This window comes from Streptomyces sp. NPDC002577 (assembly GCF_053594815.1).
In genome coordinates, this window is the sequence record NZ_JBSFWK010000001.1 from 218,021 (window position 1) to 236,899 (window position 18,879).

16 protein-coding genes and 1 pseudogene are annotated in these 18,879 nt (G+C 69.5%); 8 read left to right on the forward strand and 9 right to left on the reverse strand.

Annotated features, from left to right (window positions below; all coding sequences use genetic code 11):
- Positions 1–116 precede the first annotated feature (116 nt).
- The 3 genes from ACWD4J_RS01045 to ACWD4J_RS01055 all read right to left on the reverse strand — a co-directional run bounded on the left by ACWD4J_RS01045 (position 117) and on the right by ACWD4J_RS01055 (position 1,678).
- Positions 117–545 (reverse strand): DUF4267 domain-containing protein, encoded by a 429-nt coding sequence (locus ACWD4J_RS01045; protein ID WP_451393134.1) that lies wholly within the window; start codon positions 543–545, stop codon positions 117–119.
- Positions 546–783: 238 nt separating this feature from the next.
- Positions 784–1,170 carry a VOC family protein gene (locus ACWD4J_RS01050; protein WP_033178143.1) on the reverse strand — a complete coding sequence of 129 codons (387 nt, stop codon included), beginning with the start codon at positions 1,168–1,170 and terminating at the stop codon, positions 784–786.
- A gap of 157 nt (positions 1,171–1,327) precedes the next feature.
- On the reverse strand, positions 1,328–1,678 hold the full coding sequence (locus ACWD4J_RS01055) for an antibiotic biosynthesis monooxygenase family protein (protein WP_014173895.1): 351 nt from the start codon (positions 1,676–1,678) through the stop codon (positions 1,328–1,330).
- A 262-nt stretch (positions 1,679–1,940) separates the two neighbouring features.
- Here ACWD4J_RS01055 and ACWD4J_RS01060 point away from each other — a divergent pair, with 262 nt between their 5' ends.
- Positions 1,941–2,522, forward strand: a complete 582-nt coding sequence (locus ACWD4J_RS01060; protein WP_033178145.1) for a TetR/AcrR family transcriptional regulator — start codon at positions 1,941–1,943, stop codon at positions 2,520–2,522.
- 68 nt (positions 2,523–2,590) lie between these two features.
- Here ACWD4J_RS01060 and ACWD4J_RS01065 read toward each other — a convergent pair whose 3' ends face one another.
- Together ACWD4J_RS01065 and ACWD4J_RS01070 are read right to left on the reverse strand one after the other, a co-directional pair.
- The gene (locus ACWD4J_RS01065) at positions 2,591–2,773 is read right to left on the reverse strand and encodes a hypothetical protein (protein ID WP_451393135.1); all 183 of its coding nucleotides are present in this window, start codon (positions 2,771–2,773) and stop codon (positions 2,591–2,593) included.
- A pseudogene (locus ACWD4J_RS01070) lies at positions 2,770–3,182 on the reverse strand (Tn3 family transposase); the annotation flags it as partial. The gene ACWD4J_RS01065 and the pseudogene ACWD4J_RS01070, both read right to left, overlap by 4 nt.
- 362 nt (positions 3,183–3,544) lie before the next feature.
- Here ACWD4J_RS01070 and ACWD4J_RS01075 point away from each other — a divergent pair.
- The gene (locus tag ACWD4J_RS01075; RefSeq protein WP_451393136.1) at positions 3,545–4,279 is read left to right on the forward strand and encodes a hypothetical protein; all 735 of its coding nucleotides are present in this window, start codon (positions 3,545–3,547) and stop codon (positions 4,277–4,279) included.
- A gap of 14 nt (positions 4,280–4,293) precedes the next feature.
- On the opposite strand, the gene ACWD4J_RS01080 is transcribed toward ACWD4J_RS01075, so the two are convergent.
- Together ACWD4J_RS01080 and ACWD4J_RS01085 are read right to left on the reverse strand one after the other, a co-directional pair.
- The gene (locus tag ACWD4J_RS01080) at positions 4,294–4,866 is read right to left on the reverse strand and encodes a pyridoxamine 5'-phosphate oxidase family protein (protein WP_451393137.1); all 573 of its coding nucleotides are present in this window, start codon (positions 4,864–4,866) and stop codon (positions 4,294–4,296) included.
- 91 nt (positions 4,867–4,957) lie between these two features.
- The gene (locus tag ACWD4J_RS01085; protein WP_451393138.1) at positions 4,958–5,362 is read right to left on the reverse strand and encodes an ATP-binding protein; all 405 of its coding nucleotides are present in this window, start codon (positions 5,360–5,362) and stop codon (positions 4,958–4,960) included.
- 850 nt (positions 5,363–6,212) lie between these two features.
- Between ACWD4J_RS01085 and ACWD4J_RS01090 the strand changes: the two genes are divergently transcribed.
- Entirely contained in the window at positions 6,213–9,206 is a 2,994-nt protein-coding gene (locus tag ACWD4J_RS01090; protein WP_451393139.1) for a bifunctional [glutamine synthetase] adenylyltransferase/[glutamine synthetase]-adenylyl-L-tyrosine phosphorylase, read from the forward strand.
- 225 nt (positions 9,207–9,431) lie between these two features.
- On the opposite strand, the gene ACWD4J_RS01095 is transcribed toward ACWD4J_RS01090, so the two are convergent.
- Together ACWD4J_RS01095 and ACWD4J_RS01100 are read right to left on the reverse strand one after the other, a co-directional pair.
- Positions 9,432–10,319 carry a phosphatase PAP2 family protein gene (locus ACWD4J_RS01095; protein ID WP_451393140.1) on the reverse strand — a complete coding sequence of 296 codons (888 nt, stop codon included), beginning with the start codon at positions 10,317–10,319 and terminating at the stop codon, positions 9,432–9,434.
- Positions 10,320–10,451: 132 nt separating this feature from the next.
- Positions 10,452–11,486, reverse strand: a complete 1,035-nt coding sequence (locus ACWD4J_RS01100; RefSeq protein ID WP_451393141.1) for a LacI family DNA-binding transcriptional regulator — start codon at positions 11,484–11,486, stop codon at positions 10,452–10,454.
- Between the two features lie 531 nt (positions 11,487–12,017).
- On the opposite strand from ACWD4J_RS01100, the gene ACWD4J_RS01105 reads away from it, so the two are divergent.
- From ACWD4J_RS01105 to ACWD4J_RS01125, 5 genes are all read left to right on the forward strand, one after another.
- Positions 12,018–13,292 (forward strand): extracellular solute-binding protein, encoded by a 1,275-nt coding sequence (locus tag ACWD4J_RS01105; protein WP_451393142.1) that lies wholly within the window; start codon positions 12,018–12,020, stop codon positions 13,290–13,292.
- Positions 13,293–13,452: 160 nt separating this feature from the next.
- Positions 13,453–14,451 (forward strand): carbohydrate ABC transporter permease, encoded by a 999-nt coding sequence (locus tag ACWD4J_RS01110; protein WP_451393143.1) that lies wholly within the window; start codon positions 13,453–13,455, stop codon positions 14,449–14,451.
- 13 nt (positions 14,452–14,464) lie between these two features.
- Complete coding sequence (locus tag ACWD4J_RS01115) at positions 14,465–15,373, forward strand: sugar ABC transporter permease (RefSeq protein ID WP_451393144.1); 909 nt, start codon at positions 14,465–14,467, stop codon at positions 15,371–15,373.
- Positions 15,374–15,482: 109 nt separating this feature from the next.
- Positions 15,483–17,159 (forward strand): glycoside hydrolase family 13 protein, encoded by a 1,677-nt coding sequence (locus ACWD4J_RS01120; RefSeq protein ID WP_451393145.1) that lies wholly within the window; start codon positions 15,483–15,485, stop codon positions 17,157–17,159.
- Positions 17,160–17,496: 337 nt separating this feature from the next.
- The gene (locus ACWD4J_RS01125) at positions 17,497–18,879 is read left to right on the forward strand and encodes an alpha-amylase (protein ID WP_451393146.1); all 1,383 of its coding nucleotides are present in this window, start codon (positions 17,497–17,499) and stop codon (positions 18,877–18,879) included.

Here is an 18,879-nt window from a genome sequence, read left to right on the forward strand (position 1 = left end):
TGTCATGCCGCCGCCGGCTGGAAGAAGATCGTTTGCCTGACCCTTCTCGGCGGTCGCTGACGGATAAGGGGTGGCCCGGCCATGTGGCCGGGCCACCCCTTGGGGGCATGCAGCTGTCAGGCGGGCTGTGCGGCGGGCGCCGGGGCGGTGGCCTTGTGAGCCTTACTGGTCTCCCGGAGGGTCAGCAGGCCGGTGATCGCGATCAGCGCCGAGGTCAGGCCGTGGATGCCGAACGCGGCGGCGAGGGGGCCGTGGTGGGCCAAGACGTTGATCATGTCGCCGAACGGGGCGACGGCCTCCATCAGCAGGACCCAGCCCAGGGCGCGGCGGTGGCCCGTCAGCAGGAGGATGCCGATGACCAGGCCCATCGAGAATTCGCGGGTGCCCTTCATGATGAGGAAGCCGTTGCCGGTGCCGGCGGGCCAGGTCGGCAGGCCAACGCCTTGAGTGGACGCCTCCGGGGCCAGGATGAAGGACAACCCGAGGTAGAGGACGAACAGGGCGCAGACGGTGGCCAGGACGGTGTTGACGTTCTTCAGCGACATGGTTCTTCTCCTTTGACGTTCAGCCTGGGGTGGGGCAGGGGTTCAGCGGCGGATGCGGCGGGCATAGCGGGGGCGGTCGATGACGTGCCAGATGACGCGGACCGGCGCGGGTGGGGGGCAAGATCGCCTTACTCGGTCTCTGACCGCGCCGGCCTGCCGGTTCGTCTTCGCCGATGCCGGTTTTGCCGCGATCCCGCGACCACCAGTGAAGCCGTGATCCGCTGGGCCGCCATCGGCCTCACGACCCGGCGCCGCCCGGGGTGAGGATTTCCATGAGATGTCCGTCGGGGTCGCGGAAGTAGGCGCCCCTGCGGCCCATGGTGTGCTTACTGCGATAGATCTGCCCGACCTCTTGGCATGCAGGATCGCCGTAGTGGGTGATCCCGCCGTGCTGGATGCGGGCGAGGGCGGCGTCAAACTCCTGCTCGCTGACTATGAACGCGTAGTGGTGTGGCTCGAAGTCGTCCAGCTGGTCGTAGTCCAGACTGACCTGGTTGGCCAGCGTGACCGGCGTGAAGTGTGCCACCGGCGGATCGACACTCAGGCCGAGGATGTCGGCCAGGAACTGCGCCGAGGCTTGCGGGTCACGGGCGGGGACGATGGTGTGATTCAGTTCCACGGGCATGGTGACTCCTCTTCAGGGACGGGGCTACGCGTGGTGGGGCGCAAGGCGCGGCCGGCTTCGGGCTCGGCCTTGGCGACCCGGCATGGTGCATGGATGCGTGACTGCCGGGGGGAGGGCAGGGCTTCTCCGGCTGCCCTCTCTGGCTGCAGCTGGCGTGTCATACGTTGATCTGCTCGAATATGTGCGGGTACGACACGATGTCGTCGCTGAACTCGGCCGCCATGCGCTGGAACTCCGGGCTGCCGAACGCCGTGGCGAGCGCCTCGGTCGACTCCCAGACCGCGACGTTCATCAGAAGCTGGCTGTCCGCCGTTCCCTTGTGCATCTGCAGGGAGACGAATCCCGGCTGAGCCTTCATGAACTCCGCCTGCCTCCGAAAGAGGGCCAGGAACGCTTCAGTCCTCTCCTTCGGGACGACGAAGGTGTTGGCCAGGACGATGGGTCCGGTCTTCTCCTTGAACTGCGCGAACATCGGCGTATTCGGGTCGAGACTCTGCAGCTTGGCCATTTTCGGTACTTCCTCTCGCTGTCGGTTGCCCCGCGGCACTGAGGCCGGCCACCGCCGTACTGGGTCCGGCGACGCTCACGACGCTCGCTATCTGTGGCACGAGGGGATCTGACGGTCACTCAAGGGCACCGCTGGTGACACCAAGGCCTCCAGCGACTGCGACCTTGCCAACGCTTGTTGGTCAACGCCGTTGGCCAACGTTGTTGGCAAACGTAGAGCCGCAGCTCTGGACTGTCAACACCTGTTGGTCTACGTTGTTGGCATGACCGGCGCCACGGAGAACCAGCAGGCCGCACGGCGTTCCGACGCCACCCGCGCCACGATCCTCGACGCGGCCCGCGAGCGGTTCGTGGCGGACGGCTACGAGAAGGCGACCATCCGGGCCATCGCGCGCGACGCGAAGATCGACCCGTCAATGGTGATGCGCTACTACGGCAACAAGGCGGGCCTGTTCGCGGCGGCCGTCGCGATCGATCCCGGGTTGCCGGGCCTGTCCCTCGAACCGCGCGAGGAGATCGGCCGTACGCTGGTGCGCCACTTCCTCACCCTGTGGGAGGAGAACGGGGAGCTCACCGCGCTGATGCGGGTCGGCGCCACCGACCCGGCCGCCGCCGATCGCATGCAGAGCGTGCTGCGTGAGCAGATGATCCCGCTGGCCCGCCGACTGGGCCACGAGCCGGAGCAGGCGCAGGCGCGGGCTGCACTGTGCGTCTCGACCGTGCTGGGGCTCGCGCTGACGCGCTACGTGCTGCGGTTCCCGGCGAGCGTGGCGCTCGGCCGCGAGGAGATCGTGGACTGGCTCGGACCCACGGTCCAGCGGTATCTCACCGCACCCACGCCCTGAAGAACGCGTCCAGGCACCCACCGCGACCTCGGTCACGGCGGATGCCCTCAAAGGGAAGACCGAAAGGATCAGCCCTGCTTCTGCGGCTTGCGGAACTTGCCGCCGAGCATCATGAGGCCGGCGGGCACGCAGCCGGAGGTCCACACGGCGCAGCCGCAGATCGCCGGGCCCCGTACCCCAGACGGGCATCCGCCCCGGAAGCTGCGATGCTCATTGATCACGACCCGATACGCGCCCTGACGCCGCGTCATTCGCCGGTGCCCTCGTCGTCCTCGTCGAGGTGGACGGTCGCCGGGTCACGCAGTGGGCGCAGGCCCTCACGTGGCGGGCGGGCGGCGAAGCTGTATCGGCCCCGGGCAGTTGAGGTTGGCGTGCTTCAGCGGGGAGACCCGGGCCACGTCCTCGTTGAGGACGTCATGCTCCCGCTCCTCGGGCGGCAGGGCCCGCAGGTGGTCGACGGCGGCGTCGAGGTGGCGCGTTGTCCAGAGCACGGCGGCATTGAGGACCAGGCCGAGCGCCCCGAGTTGGTCCTCCTGCCCCGTCCTGTATGCCTGCATGATCTGTCCGCGCTTGCCGTGGCAGATGTCGCGGGCGAGCTTGTGCCGCGACTCCTGGACGGTGAGCTGCCGGTTCCGTACGCCTCCGACGGCTGTCCGTCGGCCCTGCGGCATCTCACTCCCCCTGGGCCGTCTCCGGGGCGCCCGGCGCCGCATGTCCGACGAGTCCTGCGGGTACCATCTCCCGGGCTCGAGGCAGGACGACGACGGGGGAGCATTGTCATGAGCGCGTACGGAGGAGGCGGGTACTGGAATCCGCCGAACGGCACCGGGGGGCAGCCGCCGGGCCCAGGCCCCGCTCAGCAGCCGTACCCGGGACCTGTCGGCCCCTTTGCCCCGTCGCACGTTCCACCGCAGCCGCATCCCGGTCCGTCCGGGCCATGGCAGCAGGGGTGGGGCCACCCGCCGAACCCCTACGGCGGCCCACTGCCTCCAGCTCCTCCGCCCCCACCTCCGCCGACGCGAATGCGGCGCATCCTGCGGTACGTCTACAACCCGCTCCACGCCGCCCAGAGAGTCTTCCGGCCCTCTCGCCCGGACATCGTCGAAGACACCACGGTGCGCAAACTCCAGCTGTGGCGGACGGCTCTCGGCATCGTCGCCTGGGGCTTGCTGACGTACACGTACAACACGATCAGTGACGCCGGGGCCGCCGCCTCGGACCGGTTCAACCAGAGCTGGATCAGTGTGCTCGTCCTGATCTGCACGTTCCCCGTGGTGGTCGGCGTTTTCGTGGCCTCCGCCCGGGGGCAGCTGCGGCGCCTCTATCTGCGGCGCGCCCTGCGGCCCCTCGGGGCGATAGTGGCCCTGACGGCTTCGATGTCCACCTTCCCCCTCGCCATGGCCCCGGAGTCACAAGGTGTCCGGGACTTCATCGGCCTCCCCGGCAAGATCGCTCTCGGGATCGCGTGCCTCTGGTCGCTGGGGTTCGCCGTCTACGGAATCGGCCTCGCCCTTGTCCACGTCTTCCGGACCGCCGACATCCACGAACTGGTGCCTCCGGTCCTCGCCACCACCCTGGTGTGCGAGATGGCGATTCTGGACGTGATCAACGACGCCTACGCGCAGGTCCCCCCGCTCGCAAGGGCGGCATTCATCCTGGGCGCCCCCGTATCCGTGACGGCCCTGTCGTGCTGGGAGATCTACCGGCTGCACAGCTGTCACGGCTTGACCATGCGTCGGGCATTGCGCCCCGAATAGCCCCGCGTCGGGCGTCAGTGGAACCGCCAGCTCGTCTGGCTGAACGCTTCGCCCTTGCCGAATCCGAACACCGCACGCGGAGCGACCCGGAAGACCAGGGCGCGTCCCGGATCGTGGTGGAAGCTGCCGTCCCGCACGTCGAAGTGCCAGATGCTGCCGTACTTGCTCTCCCAGGCCGCGGCGAGCTGCCGCAGCCGGGCGTCGTCGCTCACGCGGACGGCCTCGCCCTCGACCACCAGGTCGAAGCCCGCGTTCCAGGTATTGGCGCCCGTGGTCAGGGCCACCTGCGGGTTCTGCTCCAGGTTTCTGGCCTTGCGCTCCTGCGGACCGGTGCAGAAATGCAGCGCGCCGTCGAGCCACACCGCGAGCAGCGGCGTGACGTGGGGGCGCCCGTCGGGACGTACGGTCGAAATCCAGAACAGCTCTGCCGCCTCCAGAATCGCCGCGGCATCGGACCATTCTGCGGCCGTGGCTCCAGCATCGCTGTAGCGTGCGTCGAGCTCGGCGCGGGGTTCCCCGTGGGGTTCGTCGGGGCGTGCGGCGCGGGGTTCCCGGCCGGGCTTGTCGGGCGGTTTCTTCTGCGGCATGATCCGGCCTCCTCCTAGAGGGTGGCTGCCGAGTACAGACCGCGCATGCTGACAGAACTCGTCGGTGCTCGTGGAAGGCGGCCCGGGATGCCTACGGCCGCTTCAGCTCGAACCACACCGTCTTGCCCGTGGCCGTCGGCTCCGCGTCCCACAGGTCGGCGATGGCCGACAGCAGCACGAGCCCGTGTCCGTCCTCGACCAGCAGGTCGCCGGTGACCCTGATGTACGGCAACTCCCGGCTGCTGTCCTGGACTTCGATTCGCGCGGCGTCGCCGCCGAGGCACCGGAGGGTGACCGTGCAGGCCCGGTCCGGCACATGTCTCAGCACGTTGGACAGCAGCTCCGTCACACCCAGTTCTGCCGCGTCCGACAGTTCGGGCAGCCCCCAGTGGTCCAGATGCGCTCGGACGATGCGCCGGACGTGCTGCAAGCTGTGTTCGCCGACGGTCGGCAGGTGCAGGCGGTAGAAGTCGAGAGTCTCGATGTCGCATTTCAATGGCTCAGCCTCCGGCCTGACGGCAACGCTTGTGTGTGAAGTGGTACGGCCTGATGCGGCGTTGGCGCGACTCAGGGACTGGCGGCCCAAGGGTTCGGATTCCGTCTGATGCCCGATGTGCCGATGTGGCGGACGATCTGCCCGCACCACATGCGGCACAGCCGGGCGCCACGAGGCCGATCCGGCCGAGGAGGCCGGGCCGGCTCAGCCGTCAGTACCCGTCGACTCGCCTCGAGCAGCCCTGGGGTGCAGTGCCTTGTCCGCGTACGCCGCGCTATCCCGGTACGCCGTTCGATACTCCGTACGCCGTGCGATCCTTGCCCGATGCCCGGGCGGCTCGCCGTGCGGTGAGTATCAGTCCGGCATACGGCTCATGGGAGGCGGCGACTTCACGGCGGGGGTTCCGCGGCCGACGGGTCTGGGGGAGACATGCTCCGCCAGCGGCCGAAGTCCGACAGAGGCGGGCAGGAGGGCGGCGGAATCCGCGGCCGGAGGTCTCCTGGAGCAAAGCGGCATGACGTCCAACGAGCTTCCTCTTCATGGGGGGTGAATGCGATTGACGGGAACATGTCCGGCATCTCTGCAGAAACGTTCCGTCAGTCGCATGTTGGATTATCCGAAGCCCGTTGACCGTTCAACAAGAGTCACTTTTCGGCCACTACCTGGATCTTCTGGCCGACACCCCAGGGATACGGGGGTGCTCGCGCCGCACGGGGTCGGGAAGGTACGCGCCGCCCGGGGAGGTGCGCGGCGCACACGCGCCGAGATTGCGCGGCAGCGCACCGGCGCTTCCGCGCGGTGCTGCGGTTAGGCTCAAGGCGATGACCTTGATCGAACGGGAGACCGCGCGATGAATGTGCCGCAGGGGCGGAGGAGCAGTACTTTCACACGGCTGCTGCGGCACGGCTTCACCGACCCGTCCGCAGCCGAGCGGCTGCTCGACAGCGCCGAACTGTCGCCCGTCCGCGCCGATCCCGTACTGCTCGACGCCCTCGGCGCGACCGCCGACCCCGATCAGGCGCTGCTCGGACTCGTCCGGCTGCTGGAGGCGCAGTCCGATCGCACGGCCCGGCGGGAGCTGATCGACACGCTCATAGCGGCGAAGCCGCTGCGCGACCGGCTGCTCGGGGTGCTCGGCGCCTCCGAGGCGCTCGGCGATCATTTGGCGCGGCACCCGCGGGACTGGCACGCCCTCGTCAACTACGAGCCGGAGGATCTGCACCCCGGCGTCGCGGAGTTCGAACGGGGGCTCGCCGAGGCCGTCGACCCCGTGTCGCTGCGCGTCGCCTACCGGCGCTGCCTGCTGTCGATCGCCGCGCGCGACGTGTGCGGGACGACCGATGTCGCGCAGACGGCCGCCGAACTCGCCGACCTGGCGACGGCGACGCTGCGCGCGGCTCTCGCCATCGCGTGCGCCGCGGCGCCCGAGGACGCGGCGCTGTGCCGGCTCGCGGTCATCGCGATGGGCAAGTGCGGCGGCCACGAGCTCAACTACGTCTCCGACGTGGACGTCATCTTCGTCGGCGAGGCCGCCGAGGGCGCGGACGAGCGCAAGGCGCTGCAGGCCGCGGCCCGGCTCGCCTCGCACCTGATGCGGATCTGCTCCGAGACGACCGTCGAAGGGACCATCTGGCCCGTCGACGCCAATCTGCGGCCCGAGGGCAGGAACGGACCGCTCGTCCGGACGCTCTCGTCGCACCTCGCGTACTACCAGCGCTGGGCCAAGACCTGGGAGTTCCAGGCGCTGCTCAAGGCACGCCCGGTTGCCGGGGACCTCGAGCTCGGCGAGGAGTACGTCGCCACGCTCTCGCCCCTCGTCTGGCAGGCGGCCGAGCGGGAGAACTTCGTCCCCGACGTGCAGAAGATGCGGCGGCGGGTGGTCGCCAACATCCCGGCCGCCGAGATCGAGCGGGAGCTGAAGCTCGGGCCCGGTGGGCTGCGGGACGTCGAGTTCGCCGTGCAGCTGCTGCAACTGGTGCACGGACGGTCCGACACCGGCTTGCGCAGCGGCACGACGCTGGACGCGCTCAAGGCCCTGGCCGCGGGAGGCTACGTCGGCCGCGCCGACGCCGCGCAGCTCGACGAGGCGTACCGTTTCCTCCGCTCGATGGAGCACCGCATCCAGCTCCACCGGCTGCGCCGCACCCACCTCGTGCCGGAGAACGAGGCCGATCTGCGGCGCATCGGCCGCTCCCTGGGCATGCGGACCGATCCGGTCACCGAGCTGGGCCGGGCCTGGCGGCGGCACAGCTCCGTCGTACGCCGGCTGCACGAGAAGCTCTTCTACCGGCCGCTGCTCGACGCCGTCGCCCAACTCGCCCCCGGCGAGACCGGGCTGAGCGCCGACGCGGCTCGGGAACGGCTGGTCGCCCTCGGCTACGCCGACCCCGCCGCGGCCCTGCGCCACCTGGAGGCCCTCGCCTCCGGTGTGACACGCAAGGCGGCCATCCAGCGCACGCTGCTGCCGGTGCTGCTCGGCTGGTTCGCCGACTCCGCCGACCCGGACGCGGGCCTGCTGGGCTTCCGCAAGGTCTCGGACGCGCTCGGTAAGACACCCTGGTATCTGCGGCTGCTGCGCGACGAGGGCGCCGCCGCCCAGAACCTCGCGCGGGTGCTGTCCGCCGGGCGCCTCGCCCCCGACCTGCTCATGCGCGCCCCCGAGGCCGTCGCCCTGCTCGGCGACCCCACCGGGCTCGAACCCCGCGAGGGGAGCCACCTGGAGCAGGAGATCCTCGCCGCGGTCGGCCGCGCCGACGACGGCGAGCAGGCCGTCACGGCGGCCCGCGGCGTACGGCGGCGCGAGCTGTTCCGTACCGCGGCCGCCGACATCGTCGCCTCGTACGGCACGGAGGAGAGCCCCGCCGAGGCCGACGCCGGGGCGCTGGTGGACCGGGTCGGCAACGCCGTCTCCGACCTGACGGCCGCGACGATCGCCGGTGCGCTGCGGGCGGTCGTACGGGAGGGCTGGGGCGACACGCTGCCCACGCGTTTCGCCGTCATCGGCATGGGCCGCTTCGGCGGTCACGAACTGGGCTACGGCTCGGACGCCGACGTGATCTTCGTGCACGAGCCGCGCGACGGCGTCGACGAGCAGGAGGCCGCGGAGGCCGCGAACACCGTGGTCGCCGAGATGCGGCGGCTCCTCCAGCTGCCCAGCCTGGACCCGCCGCTGCTCATCGACGCCGACCTGCGCCCCGAGGGCAAGTCCGGGCCGCTCGTGCGCACCCTGAAGTCGTACGAGGCGTACTACCGCCGCTGGTCGCTGGTGTGGGAGTCGCAGGCCCTGCTGCGGGCCGAACCCGTGGCCGGCGACGAGGACCTGGGACGGCGTTTCATCGAGCTGATCGACCCGCTGCGGTACCCCGCCGAGGGGCTCGGCGAGGACGCCGTGCGGGAGATCCGGCGGCTGAAGGCCCGTATGGAGTCGGAACGGCTGCCGCGCGGCGCCGACCGGACGCTGCACACCAAGCTCGGCCGCGGCGGGCTGTCCGACGTCGAGTGGACGGTGCAGCTGCTGCAGCTGCGACACGGGTGGGCGGAGCCGGGGCTGCGCACCACGCGCACCCGCGAGGCGCTGGCCGCGGCGTGCGCGGCCGAGCTGATCTCCGGCGAGTACGCCGCGATCCTCGACGACGCGTGGGTCCTTGCGACGCGTGTCCGCAATGCCGTCATGCTCGTCCGGGGCCGCGCGGGCGACACGTTCCCTTCGGACGGCCGGGAGCTCGCCGCGGTCGGGCGGTACCTCGGGTACGGGCCCGGGCATGTGGGGGACATGCTCGACGACTATCGGCGGCTTACGCGTCGGGCTCGGGGTGTGGTGGAGGAGTTCTTCTACGGGGCGTAGCGCAGTTCCGCGGTTCGCGGAGCTGCGTGGGGGCTTCTGGGGCGGGTGCTGCCCCCGCCGGGTCGGTTGTCTTCCTGCGGAGGCGGTTGTACGGGCGGTCGAGGTCGGTTCGGCACCGCCGGGATCCGGCGTTGTGGTTGCTCGCCGTTGCGGCGGGGATTTGGGTGGGCGGTGCCCCCTCGTACGCATCTGCGGGCCGTCGTCAGCTGCGGGCCGGTGCGGTGCTCAGGGCTGGTTCGCGGTCACGCCCGTGGGCAGTGGCTGGGAGTCGGTGGTGCGGTGGTGTACCCGGCGCGGCAGCGCGTGCGGGAACGCCCCGTACCACAGGCGTGCCACGCTGTAGCCGAAGGCCAGGCATGTCATGCCGCCCGCCGCGTCCAGCAGGAAGTGGTTGGCTGTGGCGACGATGACGAGCAGGGTGCCGACCGGGTAGAGCAGGCCGAGGACGCGGGCCCAGGGGACCTTGGCCAGGGCGAAGATGGTCAGGCCGCACCAGACGGACCAGCCGATGTGCATCGACGGCATCGCGGCGTACTGGTTCGACATGTTCTTCAGGTCGCCGGACGCCATCGAGCCCCACGTGTGGTGGACCAGCACCGTGTCCACGAAGTGGCCGCCGTTCATCAGCCGGGGCGGCGCCAGAGGGTACAGGTAGTAGCCGACCAGGGCGACACCGGTAGTCGCGAACAGGGCGGTGCGCGCCGCCGCATAGCGGCCCGGGTGGCTGCGGTAGAGCCACACCAGCACTCCCAGGGTCACCACGAAGTGCAGTGTGGCGTAGTAGTAGTTCATGCCGACGATCAGCCATGTCACCGTGTTCACGGCGTGGTTGACGGCCTGCTCGACAGCGATCCCGAGGCGGTGTTCCACGCTCCAGATCCAGTCGGCGTTGCGCAGCGCCTGCGCCTTCTGCTCCGGTACGGCGTTGCGGACCAGTGAGTACGTCCAGTAACTCACCGCGATCAGCAGGATCTCGAACCAGAGCCGTGGACGCCGGGCTGCTCGCGCCCGGCGCGGGAAGCCCTGCTCCGAACGGCCGTCGGCCTCGCCCGCGACAGGTGATGGAGCGGCCGTCCGGCGGCCTTCCAGAGTCGTCACGGTCGTCTCACCCATAGGGACAGAGTGTGCCAGAACCGACCCCCCGACCGATCATCCTCTCGTCGAGTTCCGTTCGCATTCTCTACGCCGTACGGATGAGCGAGTGACGTAGGGGCTACTGCGGTTGTTGCGGGTGGACCGGCGGCCTTACGGGCGGGCGCGTTCTCCGGGCGCAGAGGCGGTCGAGCCGCGCACCACCAGCTCCGGCATGAAGACGAACTCGCTGTGCGGAGCGGGCGTACCGCCGATCTCTTCGAGGAGGGTCCGCACCGCCGCCTGGCCCATCGCTGGGACAGGCTTTCGGATGGTCGTCAGCGGCGGGTCGGTGAAGGCGATGAGCGGCGAGTCGTCGAAGCCGACCACCGAGATGTCGTCCGGTACCTCCAGGCCGTGCTGGCGCGCCGCCCGTATGGCGCCGAGCGCCATCATGTCGCTCGCGCAGACGATGGCCGTGCAGTCCCGGGCTATGAGTGCGGAGGTCGCGGCCTGGCCGCCCTCCAGCGTGTACAGCGAGTGCTGGACGAGTCGCTCCTCGACGTCCTCGGCGCTGAGGCCGAGGAGGTCCTGCATGGTGCGGACGAAGCCCTCGATCTTCCGCTGCACGGGCACGAAACGCTTCGGGCCCAGCGCGAGCCCGATCCGGGTGTGCCCGAGTGAGACGAGGTGGGTGACGGCGAGCTGCATCGCGGCCCGGTCGTCGGGCGAGATGAAGGGCGCCTGCACCTTCGGGGAGAACCCGTCGACGAGGACGAAGGGGACGCCCTGGGCGCGCAGCTGCTCGTAGCGCTGCATGTCGGCGGTGGTGTCGGCGTGGAGGCCGGAGACGTAGATGATGCCCGAGACGCCGCGGTCCACCAGCATCTCGGTGAGCTCGTCCTCGGTGGAGCCGCCCGGCGTCTGTGTCGCCAGTACGGGCGTGTATCCCTGGCGGGTCAGGGCCTGGCCGATGACCTGGGCCAGCGCCGGGAAGATCGGGTTCTCCAGCTCGGGCGTGATCAGGCCGACGAGGCCGGCGCTGCGCTGCCGCAGCCGGACGGGCCGCTCGTAGCCGAGGACGTCGAGCGCGGCGAGGACGGACTGGCGGGTGGTCGCGGCGACGCCTGGTTTTCCGTTGAGGACACGGCTCACGGTCGCCTCGCTGACCCCCGCCTGGGCTGCGATGTCGGCGAGCCGTGCGGTCACGGGAGTGGACCCTACCGGTCGGATGTCGGGCTGCCCACCAACCGGACGCCGTATCCGGGCACTTGGACCGCCCGCTCGGGGCTGCTGCGTCATCGTGCTCCCTCGTGTTCCTGGTGGGTGACCGGTGGGGGTGTGGTGACCGGCGGCTGCGCGCTGTCCGGAGGGGTGTCCGGTGGCGGCCGTCGGGTGCGGTGACCGGTGGGCGACCTCTGCAAGGACCGGACGGGGCGATGATTCCCGTATCGGACGGTCCTGGCAAGGGCTTGCAGAGTCTTGCACAGTCGCGGATGGGCCGGTGTCACCCCCCTGTCAACTGGGCGGACCCGATCTCGTGGGCGCCACGCGGAAGTTACGAAGCGGTAACCGGTCCAGGGATCTTGCAGTTTTTTGCTGCAAGGTCTTTCGCAACGCTTGCAACGCTGTTACGTTCTCGTCGCCCGGCGGCCGCAACGGAGCAGTCGGCAAGTCGGCCAGGGGAGCGGGCGGGACCGCATCCCCCACCACACGGGCATTCACCCTCAAGGAGATCTCATGCGGCGTGGCATAGCGGCCACCGCGCTCGTGGCGTCCCTCGCCCTCGCGGCGACGGCCTGCGGCGGAAGCGACAGCGGCAGCGACAAGTCGGACGGCCCCGTCACCATCACCTGGTGGGACACGTCCAACGCCACCAACGAGGCCCCGACGTACAAGGCCCTGATCACGCAGTTCGAGAAGGCCAACCCGGACATCAAGGTCAAGTACGTCAACGTCCAGTTCGACCAGGCGCAGAACAAGTTCGACACCGCCGCCGGTTCCAAGGGCGCCCCGGACGTCCTGCGGTCCGAGGTCGGCTGGACCCCCGCGTTCGCCAAGAAGAGCTACCTGCTGCCGCTCGACGGCACCGAGGCCCTCGCCGACAAGGACAAGTTCCAGCCGAACCTCATCAAGCAGGCCCAGTACGAGGGCAAGACCTACGGCGTCCCGCTGGTCACCGACACCCTCGCGCTGGTCTACAACAAGGAGCTCTTCGAGAAGGCCGGCATCACCGAGGCGCCCGCCACCTGGGACGACCTGAAGGCCGACGCCGCCAAGATCAAGTCGAAGTCGGGTGTCGACGGCTACTGGGGCACCACGCAGTCGTACTACGCCCAGTCCTTCCTCTACGGCGAGGGCACCGACACCGTCGACGTCGCCGCCAAGAAGATCACGGTCAAGAGCGACGCCGCGGTCAAGGCCTACAAGACCTGGCTGAGCCTGTACGACGGCAAGGGCCTGCACAAGGCCGACACCACCGCCGACGCGTACGCCCACATCCAGGACGCCTTCGTGAACGGCAAGGTCGCCGCGATCATCCAGGGCCCCTGGGAGATCACGAACTTCTACAAGGGCTCGGCCTTCAAGGACAAGTCCAACCTCGGCATCGCGACCGTCCCGGCCGGCTCCACGGGCAAGGCGGGCGCCCCGACCGGCGGCCACAACCTCTCCGTGTACGCGGGCTCGGACAAGGCCCACCAGGAGGCCTCGCTGAAGTTCGTGAAGTACATGACGTCGGCGAAGTCGCAGGAGCAGGTCGCCCTGAAGAACTCCACGCTGCCGACGCGTGACGACGCCTACACGGCCGCGGTCAAGGCCGACCCCGGCATCGCCGGCTTCCAGACGGTGCTCTCCGCCGCCCAGCCGCGCCCCGAGCTGCCCGAGTACAGCTCCCTGTGGGGCCCGCTCGACACCGAGCTGATCAAGATCGCCGGCGGCAAGGAGTCGCTGGACAAGGGCCTGGACAACGCGGAGACCGCGATCGCCAAGCTGGTGCCCGACTTCAGCAAGTGACCTTCAGTGGCCGCCGGATCCCGCCCGTCGAGGGGGCGGGCGGGATCCGGCGGCCACCGGCACGCCCTCAGCCGAACCGGGCCACACCCGGCAGTCCCCGGGCCACACCCGGTAGCCCCGGGCAGTCAGCGAGCAGATCTCCCTCAGAAGGTGTCGAACCATGACAGTCGCCGTCGAGAGCGCGGCCACCAAGAGCCGCGGTGACCGCGGGCCGCGCACCGGCCCGCTGCAGCGCCTGAAGCGCTCGTACCAGAGGTACTGGTACGCATACGCGATGATCACCCCCGTCGCCGTCGTGCTCGGCGTGCTGGTGCTCTATCCCCTGGTGCGGGGCTTCTACCTCACGTTCACCGATGCCGACAGCCTCAACGCGGCGCGCACCATCGGCGTCAACCACATCGACGCCACGTACAAGTTCATCGGCTTCGACAACTACGCCGACATCCTCTGGGGCCCGACCTCGTACGACCGGTTCTGGTCCCACTTCATCTGGACCGTCGTGTGGACGGCGCTCTGCGTCACCTTCCACTACGTCATCGGCCTCGGCCTCGCCCTGCTGCTCAACCAGAAGATGCGCGGCCGCACCGTCTACCGGATGCTGCTGGTCCTGCCCTGGGCGGTGCCCACCTTCGTCACCGTCTTCTCCTGGCGGTTCATGCTCGCCGACTCCGGCGTCATCAACTCCGTTCTGGGCTCGCTGCATCTGCCCCAGCCGCAGTGGCTCGAGGACACCTTCTTCCAGCGCTTCGCCGCGATCATGGTCAACACCTGGTGCGGTGTGCCGTTCATGATGGTCTCGCTGCTCGGCGGCCTGCAGTCGATCGACGCGTCCCTGTACGAGGCCGCCGAGATGGACGGCGCGAGCCCCTGGCAGCGCTTCCGCTACGTCACGCTGCCGGGCCTGCGCTCCGTCAGCTCCACCGTCGTGCTGCTCGGCGTCATCTGGACCTTCAACCAGTTCGCCATCATCTTCCTGCTGTTCGGCGGCACCGCCCCGGACGCCGACATCCTCGTCACCTGGGCCTATCAGCTGGGCTTCGGCCAGCAGCCGCGCGAGTACGCGGAGTCCGCCACGTACGGCGTGCTGCTGCTGTCCATCCTGATCGTCTTCACCTCCGTCTACCGCCGCTGGCTGGCCCGCAATGAGCAGCTCGTCTGAGGCAGGAGTCCCCATGAGCACCACGACCCTCGACACCACGGCCGTAGCGGCGGACAAGGCCACGGCGGTGCCGGCGCGCCGGGCACGGCGGCGCGGCACGCGCAGCACCGCCGCCTCCGTCGTCACGCACGGTCTGCTGACCGTCGCGAGCCTGATCGCGCTGTTCCCGATCGCGTGGCTGATCTTCCTGTCGCTCGGCCCCGACAAGGACGACTACCTGCACCCGGGGCGGATCCTCGACACGGCGACCCTGTCCAACTACTCCTTCGTGCTGCAGCACACCAACTTCTTCAAGTGGCTCGGCAGCACGCTCATCGTCTCGCTCGGCACGACGGTGATCGGCGTGCTGTTCGCCGCCACCACCGGCTACGCGGTCTCCCGCATGCGCTTCCCCGGCTACCGGAAGTTCATGTGGGTCCTGCTGGTCACGCAGATGTTCCCGATCGCCGTCCTGATCGTCCCCATGTACGAGATCCTCTCGGAGCTGGGCCTCATCGACAGCTACGGCGGCCTCATCCTCATCTACTGCTCCACGGCCGTGCCGTACTGCGCATGGCTGCTCAAGGGCTACTTCGACACCATCCCCGTCGAGATCGACGAGGCCGGCCGCGTCGACGGGCTCTCACCCTTCGGCACGTTCGCGCGGCTGATCCTGCCGCTGGCCCGCCCGGGCCTCGCGGTGGCCGCCTTCTACACCTGCATCACCGCATGGGGCGAGGTCGCCTTCGCGTCCACCTTCCTGCTGGACGACACGAAGTACACCTTCGCCGTGGGCCTGCAGAGCTTCATCAGCGAACACGACGCGCAGCGCCACTACATGGCCGCCGCCGCGGTCATGATCGCCGTCCCGATCGCCGCCCTCTTCTACCTCGTCCAGAAGAACCTGGTGACGGGCCTCACCGCAGGCGGCACCAAGGGCTGAGCCGCCGCACACACGGAATACGCATGAGTGCCCCGAGTCCGTAACTTCCGTGCGCCACCGTTTTCGTACCGCTTTACGTATTCGTAACCCTTTACGCAGCAAGGACGTCATGAGCCAGCACACTGCAGAGCAGCCGCAGAGCTCCGCTCTCGCCACCGCGCCGACCCCCGGCTGGTGGTGCGACGCGGTGATCTACCAGGTGTATCCGCGCAGCTTCGCCGACAGCAACGGCGACGGCATGGGCGACCTGGAGGGCGTGCGTTCCAGACTTCCGTACCTGCGCGACCTGGGCATCGACGCCGTGTGGCTCAGCCCGTTCTACGCCTCGCCGCAGGCCGACGCCGGCTACGACGTCGCCGACTACCGGGCCGTGGACCCCATGTTCGGCAACCTCCTGGACGCCGACGCGCTGATCCGCGACGCCCACGCCCTGGACTTGCGGATCATCGTCGACCTCGTGCCCAACCACTCGTCGGACCAGCACGAGTGGTTCAAGCGCGCGCTGCAGGAGGGGCCGGGCTCGCCGCTGCGGGAGCGGTATCACTTCCGCCCCGGCAAGGGCGAGAGCGGCGAACTGCCGCCGAACGACTGGGAGTCGATCTTCGGCGGCCCGGCCTGGACCCGGGTCACGGAGCCGGACGGCACCCCCGGCGAGTGGTACCTGCATCTCTTCGCGCCCGAGCAGCCGGACTTCAACTGGGAGCACCCGGCGGTCGGCGACGAGTTCCGCTCGATCCTGCGCTTCTGGCTCGACATGGGCGTCGACGGCTTCCGTATCGACGTGGCGCACGGCCTGGTGAAGGCCGAGGGGCTCCCCGACCTCGGCTCGCACGACCAGCTGAAGCTGCTCGGCAACGACGCCATGCCGTTCTTCGACCAGGACGGCGTGCACGACATCTACCGCAGCTGGCGCAAGATCCTCGACGAGTACGCGGGCGAGAGGATCTTCGTCGCCGAGGCGTGGACGCCGACCATCGAGCGCACCGCCAACTACGTCCGCCCCGACGAGCTGCACCAGGCGTTCAACTTCCAGTACCTGAGCACCTCCTGGGACGCCGGAGAGCTGCGGGAGGTCATCGACCGCTCCCTCGACTCCATGCGCCCGGTCGGCGCGCCCACCACCTGGGTGCTGTCCAACCACGACGTCACCCGGCACGCCACGCGGTTCGCCAACCCGCCGGGCCTCGGCACCCAGATACGCCTCGCCGGCGACCGCGAGCTCGGCCTGCGGCGGGCCCGCGCGGCCACCCTGCTGATGCTGGCGCTGCCCGGCTCCGCGTACATCTACCAGGGCGAGGAGCTCGGCCTGCCGGACGTCGTGGACCTGCCGGACGAGGTGCGCCAGGACCCCGCGTACTTCCGGGGCGCGGGCCAGGACGGCTTCCGCGACGGCTGCCGGGTGCCGATCCCGTGGACCCGCACCGGCTCCTCGTACGGCTTCGGCGACGGCGGCAGCTGGCTGCCGCAGCCCGCCGAGTGGGGCGAGCTGAGCGTGGAGGCGCAGACCGGGGTCCCGGGCTCCACCCTGGAGCTCTACCGCAGCGCGCTCGCCGTGCGCCGCGAGCAGCGCGACCTCGGCGCCGGGGACTCGGTCACCTGGCTGGACGCGCCCGCGGGCGTCCTGGCCTTCCGCCGCGGCGAGTTCTTCTGCACCGCGAACACCACGGGCGAGACCGTGCGCGTGCCGGCGTACGGCCGCGTCCTGCTCGCCAGCGGCGACGTCACCGTCGTGGACGGCGAGGCGCAGCTGCCGGCGGACACCACGGTGTGGTGGACGACCGGCTGACCGTCAGCGTCGTGTAGTCCGCTTGCAAGAGATTGCTGCGGTCTTTCAGGGGCCTGCCGCCTGGTCCGGTGGCAGGCCTCTGGTGTGCCTTGGGTGCGCTTTCGGCGGGTCATGGCAGGTCATCGGCGGTACCAATCACCGCCGCTCCGGGGCGATTTCGTATATGTGACGAGAGCATGTCCAAAGGGTTGACCCCGAACGCCCCGGCTCATACCGTCTGCCTCACTGCAAGTTTCTGATGACTTGCAGCAAGAACCTTCAACTGTCCTACGGGTATTTCGTGTCGCCCTCGTCCGAGGGCGTGTCGCCCCCCACGTACACGCAGAAGGAACCCGACATGGCCAGCAGAACCCTCTCCGGCGCGCTCGCCCTCGTGGCGGCCGCGACGGTCGCGGTCGCCGTCCCCGGCGCCACCGCGCAGGCCTCACCACCCGGCACCAAGGACGTCACCGCGGTGCTCTTCGAGTGGGACTTCGACTCCGTCGCGAAGGAGTGCACGAACCGGCTCGGCCCGGCCGGCTACGGCTTCGTCCAGGTCTCCCCGCCCGCCGAGCACATCCAGGGCTCTCAGTGGTGGACCTCGTACCAGCCGGTCAGCTACAAGATCGCCGGGCGGCTCGGTGACGCCACCGACTTCAAGGACATGATCACCACCTGCCACAACGCGGGCGTGAAGGTCGTCGTCGACACCGTCATCAACCACATGTCCGCGGGCAGCGGCACCGGCACCGGCGGCTCCTCCTACACCAAGTACGACTACCCGGGCCTGTACTCGTCGTACGACTTCGACGACTGCACCGCGCAGGTCTCCAACTACCAGGACCGGTGGAACGTCCAGCACTGCGAGCTCGTCGGGCTCGCCGATCTGGACACCGGCGAGGAGTACGTCCGCTCGGCCATCGCCGGGTACATGAACACGCTGCTCGGCTACGGCGCCGACGGCTTCCGCATCGACGCCGCCAAGCACATCCCCGCGGACGACCTCGCGAACATCAAGTCCCGGCTCAACAACCCGTCCGCGTACTGGAAGCAGGAGGTCATCTACGGGTCCGGTGAGGCCGTGCAGCCCACCGAGTACACCGGCAACGGCGACGTCCAGGAGTTCCGCTACGCGTACGACCTCAAGCGGGTCTTCAACAGCGAGAACCTCGCCTACCTCAAGAACTACGGCGAGGGCTGGGGCTACATGAGCAGCGGCGTCGCGGGCGTCTTCGTCGACAACCACGACACCGAGCGCAACGGCTCCACGCTCAACTACAAGGACGGCGCCAACTACACCCTCGCGAACGTCTTCATGCTCGCCTGGCCGTACGGCGCGCCGGACATCAACTCCGGCTACGAGTGGTCCTCCACGGACGCCGGTCCGCCGGGCGACGGCACGGTCAACGCCTGCTGGCAGGACGGCTGGAAGTGCCAGCACGCCTGGCCCGAGATCCAGTCCATGGTGGCCTTCCGCAACACCACCCGCGGTGAGTCCGTCACGAACTGGTGGGACAACGGCAACGACGCCATCGCGTTCGGCCGCGGCAGCAAGGGCTTCGTGGCCATCAACCACGAGTCCTCGTCACTGACCCGGACCTACCAGACCTCGCTGCCCGCGGGCACGTACTGCGACGTGCAGAGCAACGCACTTGTCACGGTGAACAGCTCGGGGCAGTTCACGGCGACGCTCGGCAGCAACACGGCCCTCGCCCTGTACGTCGGCAAATCGAGCTGCTGA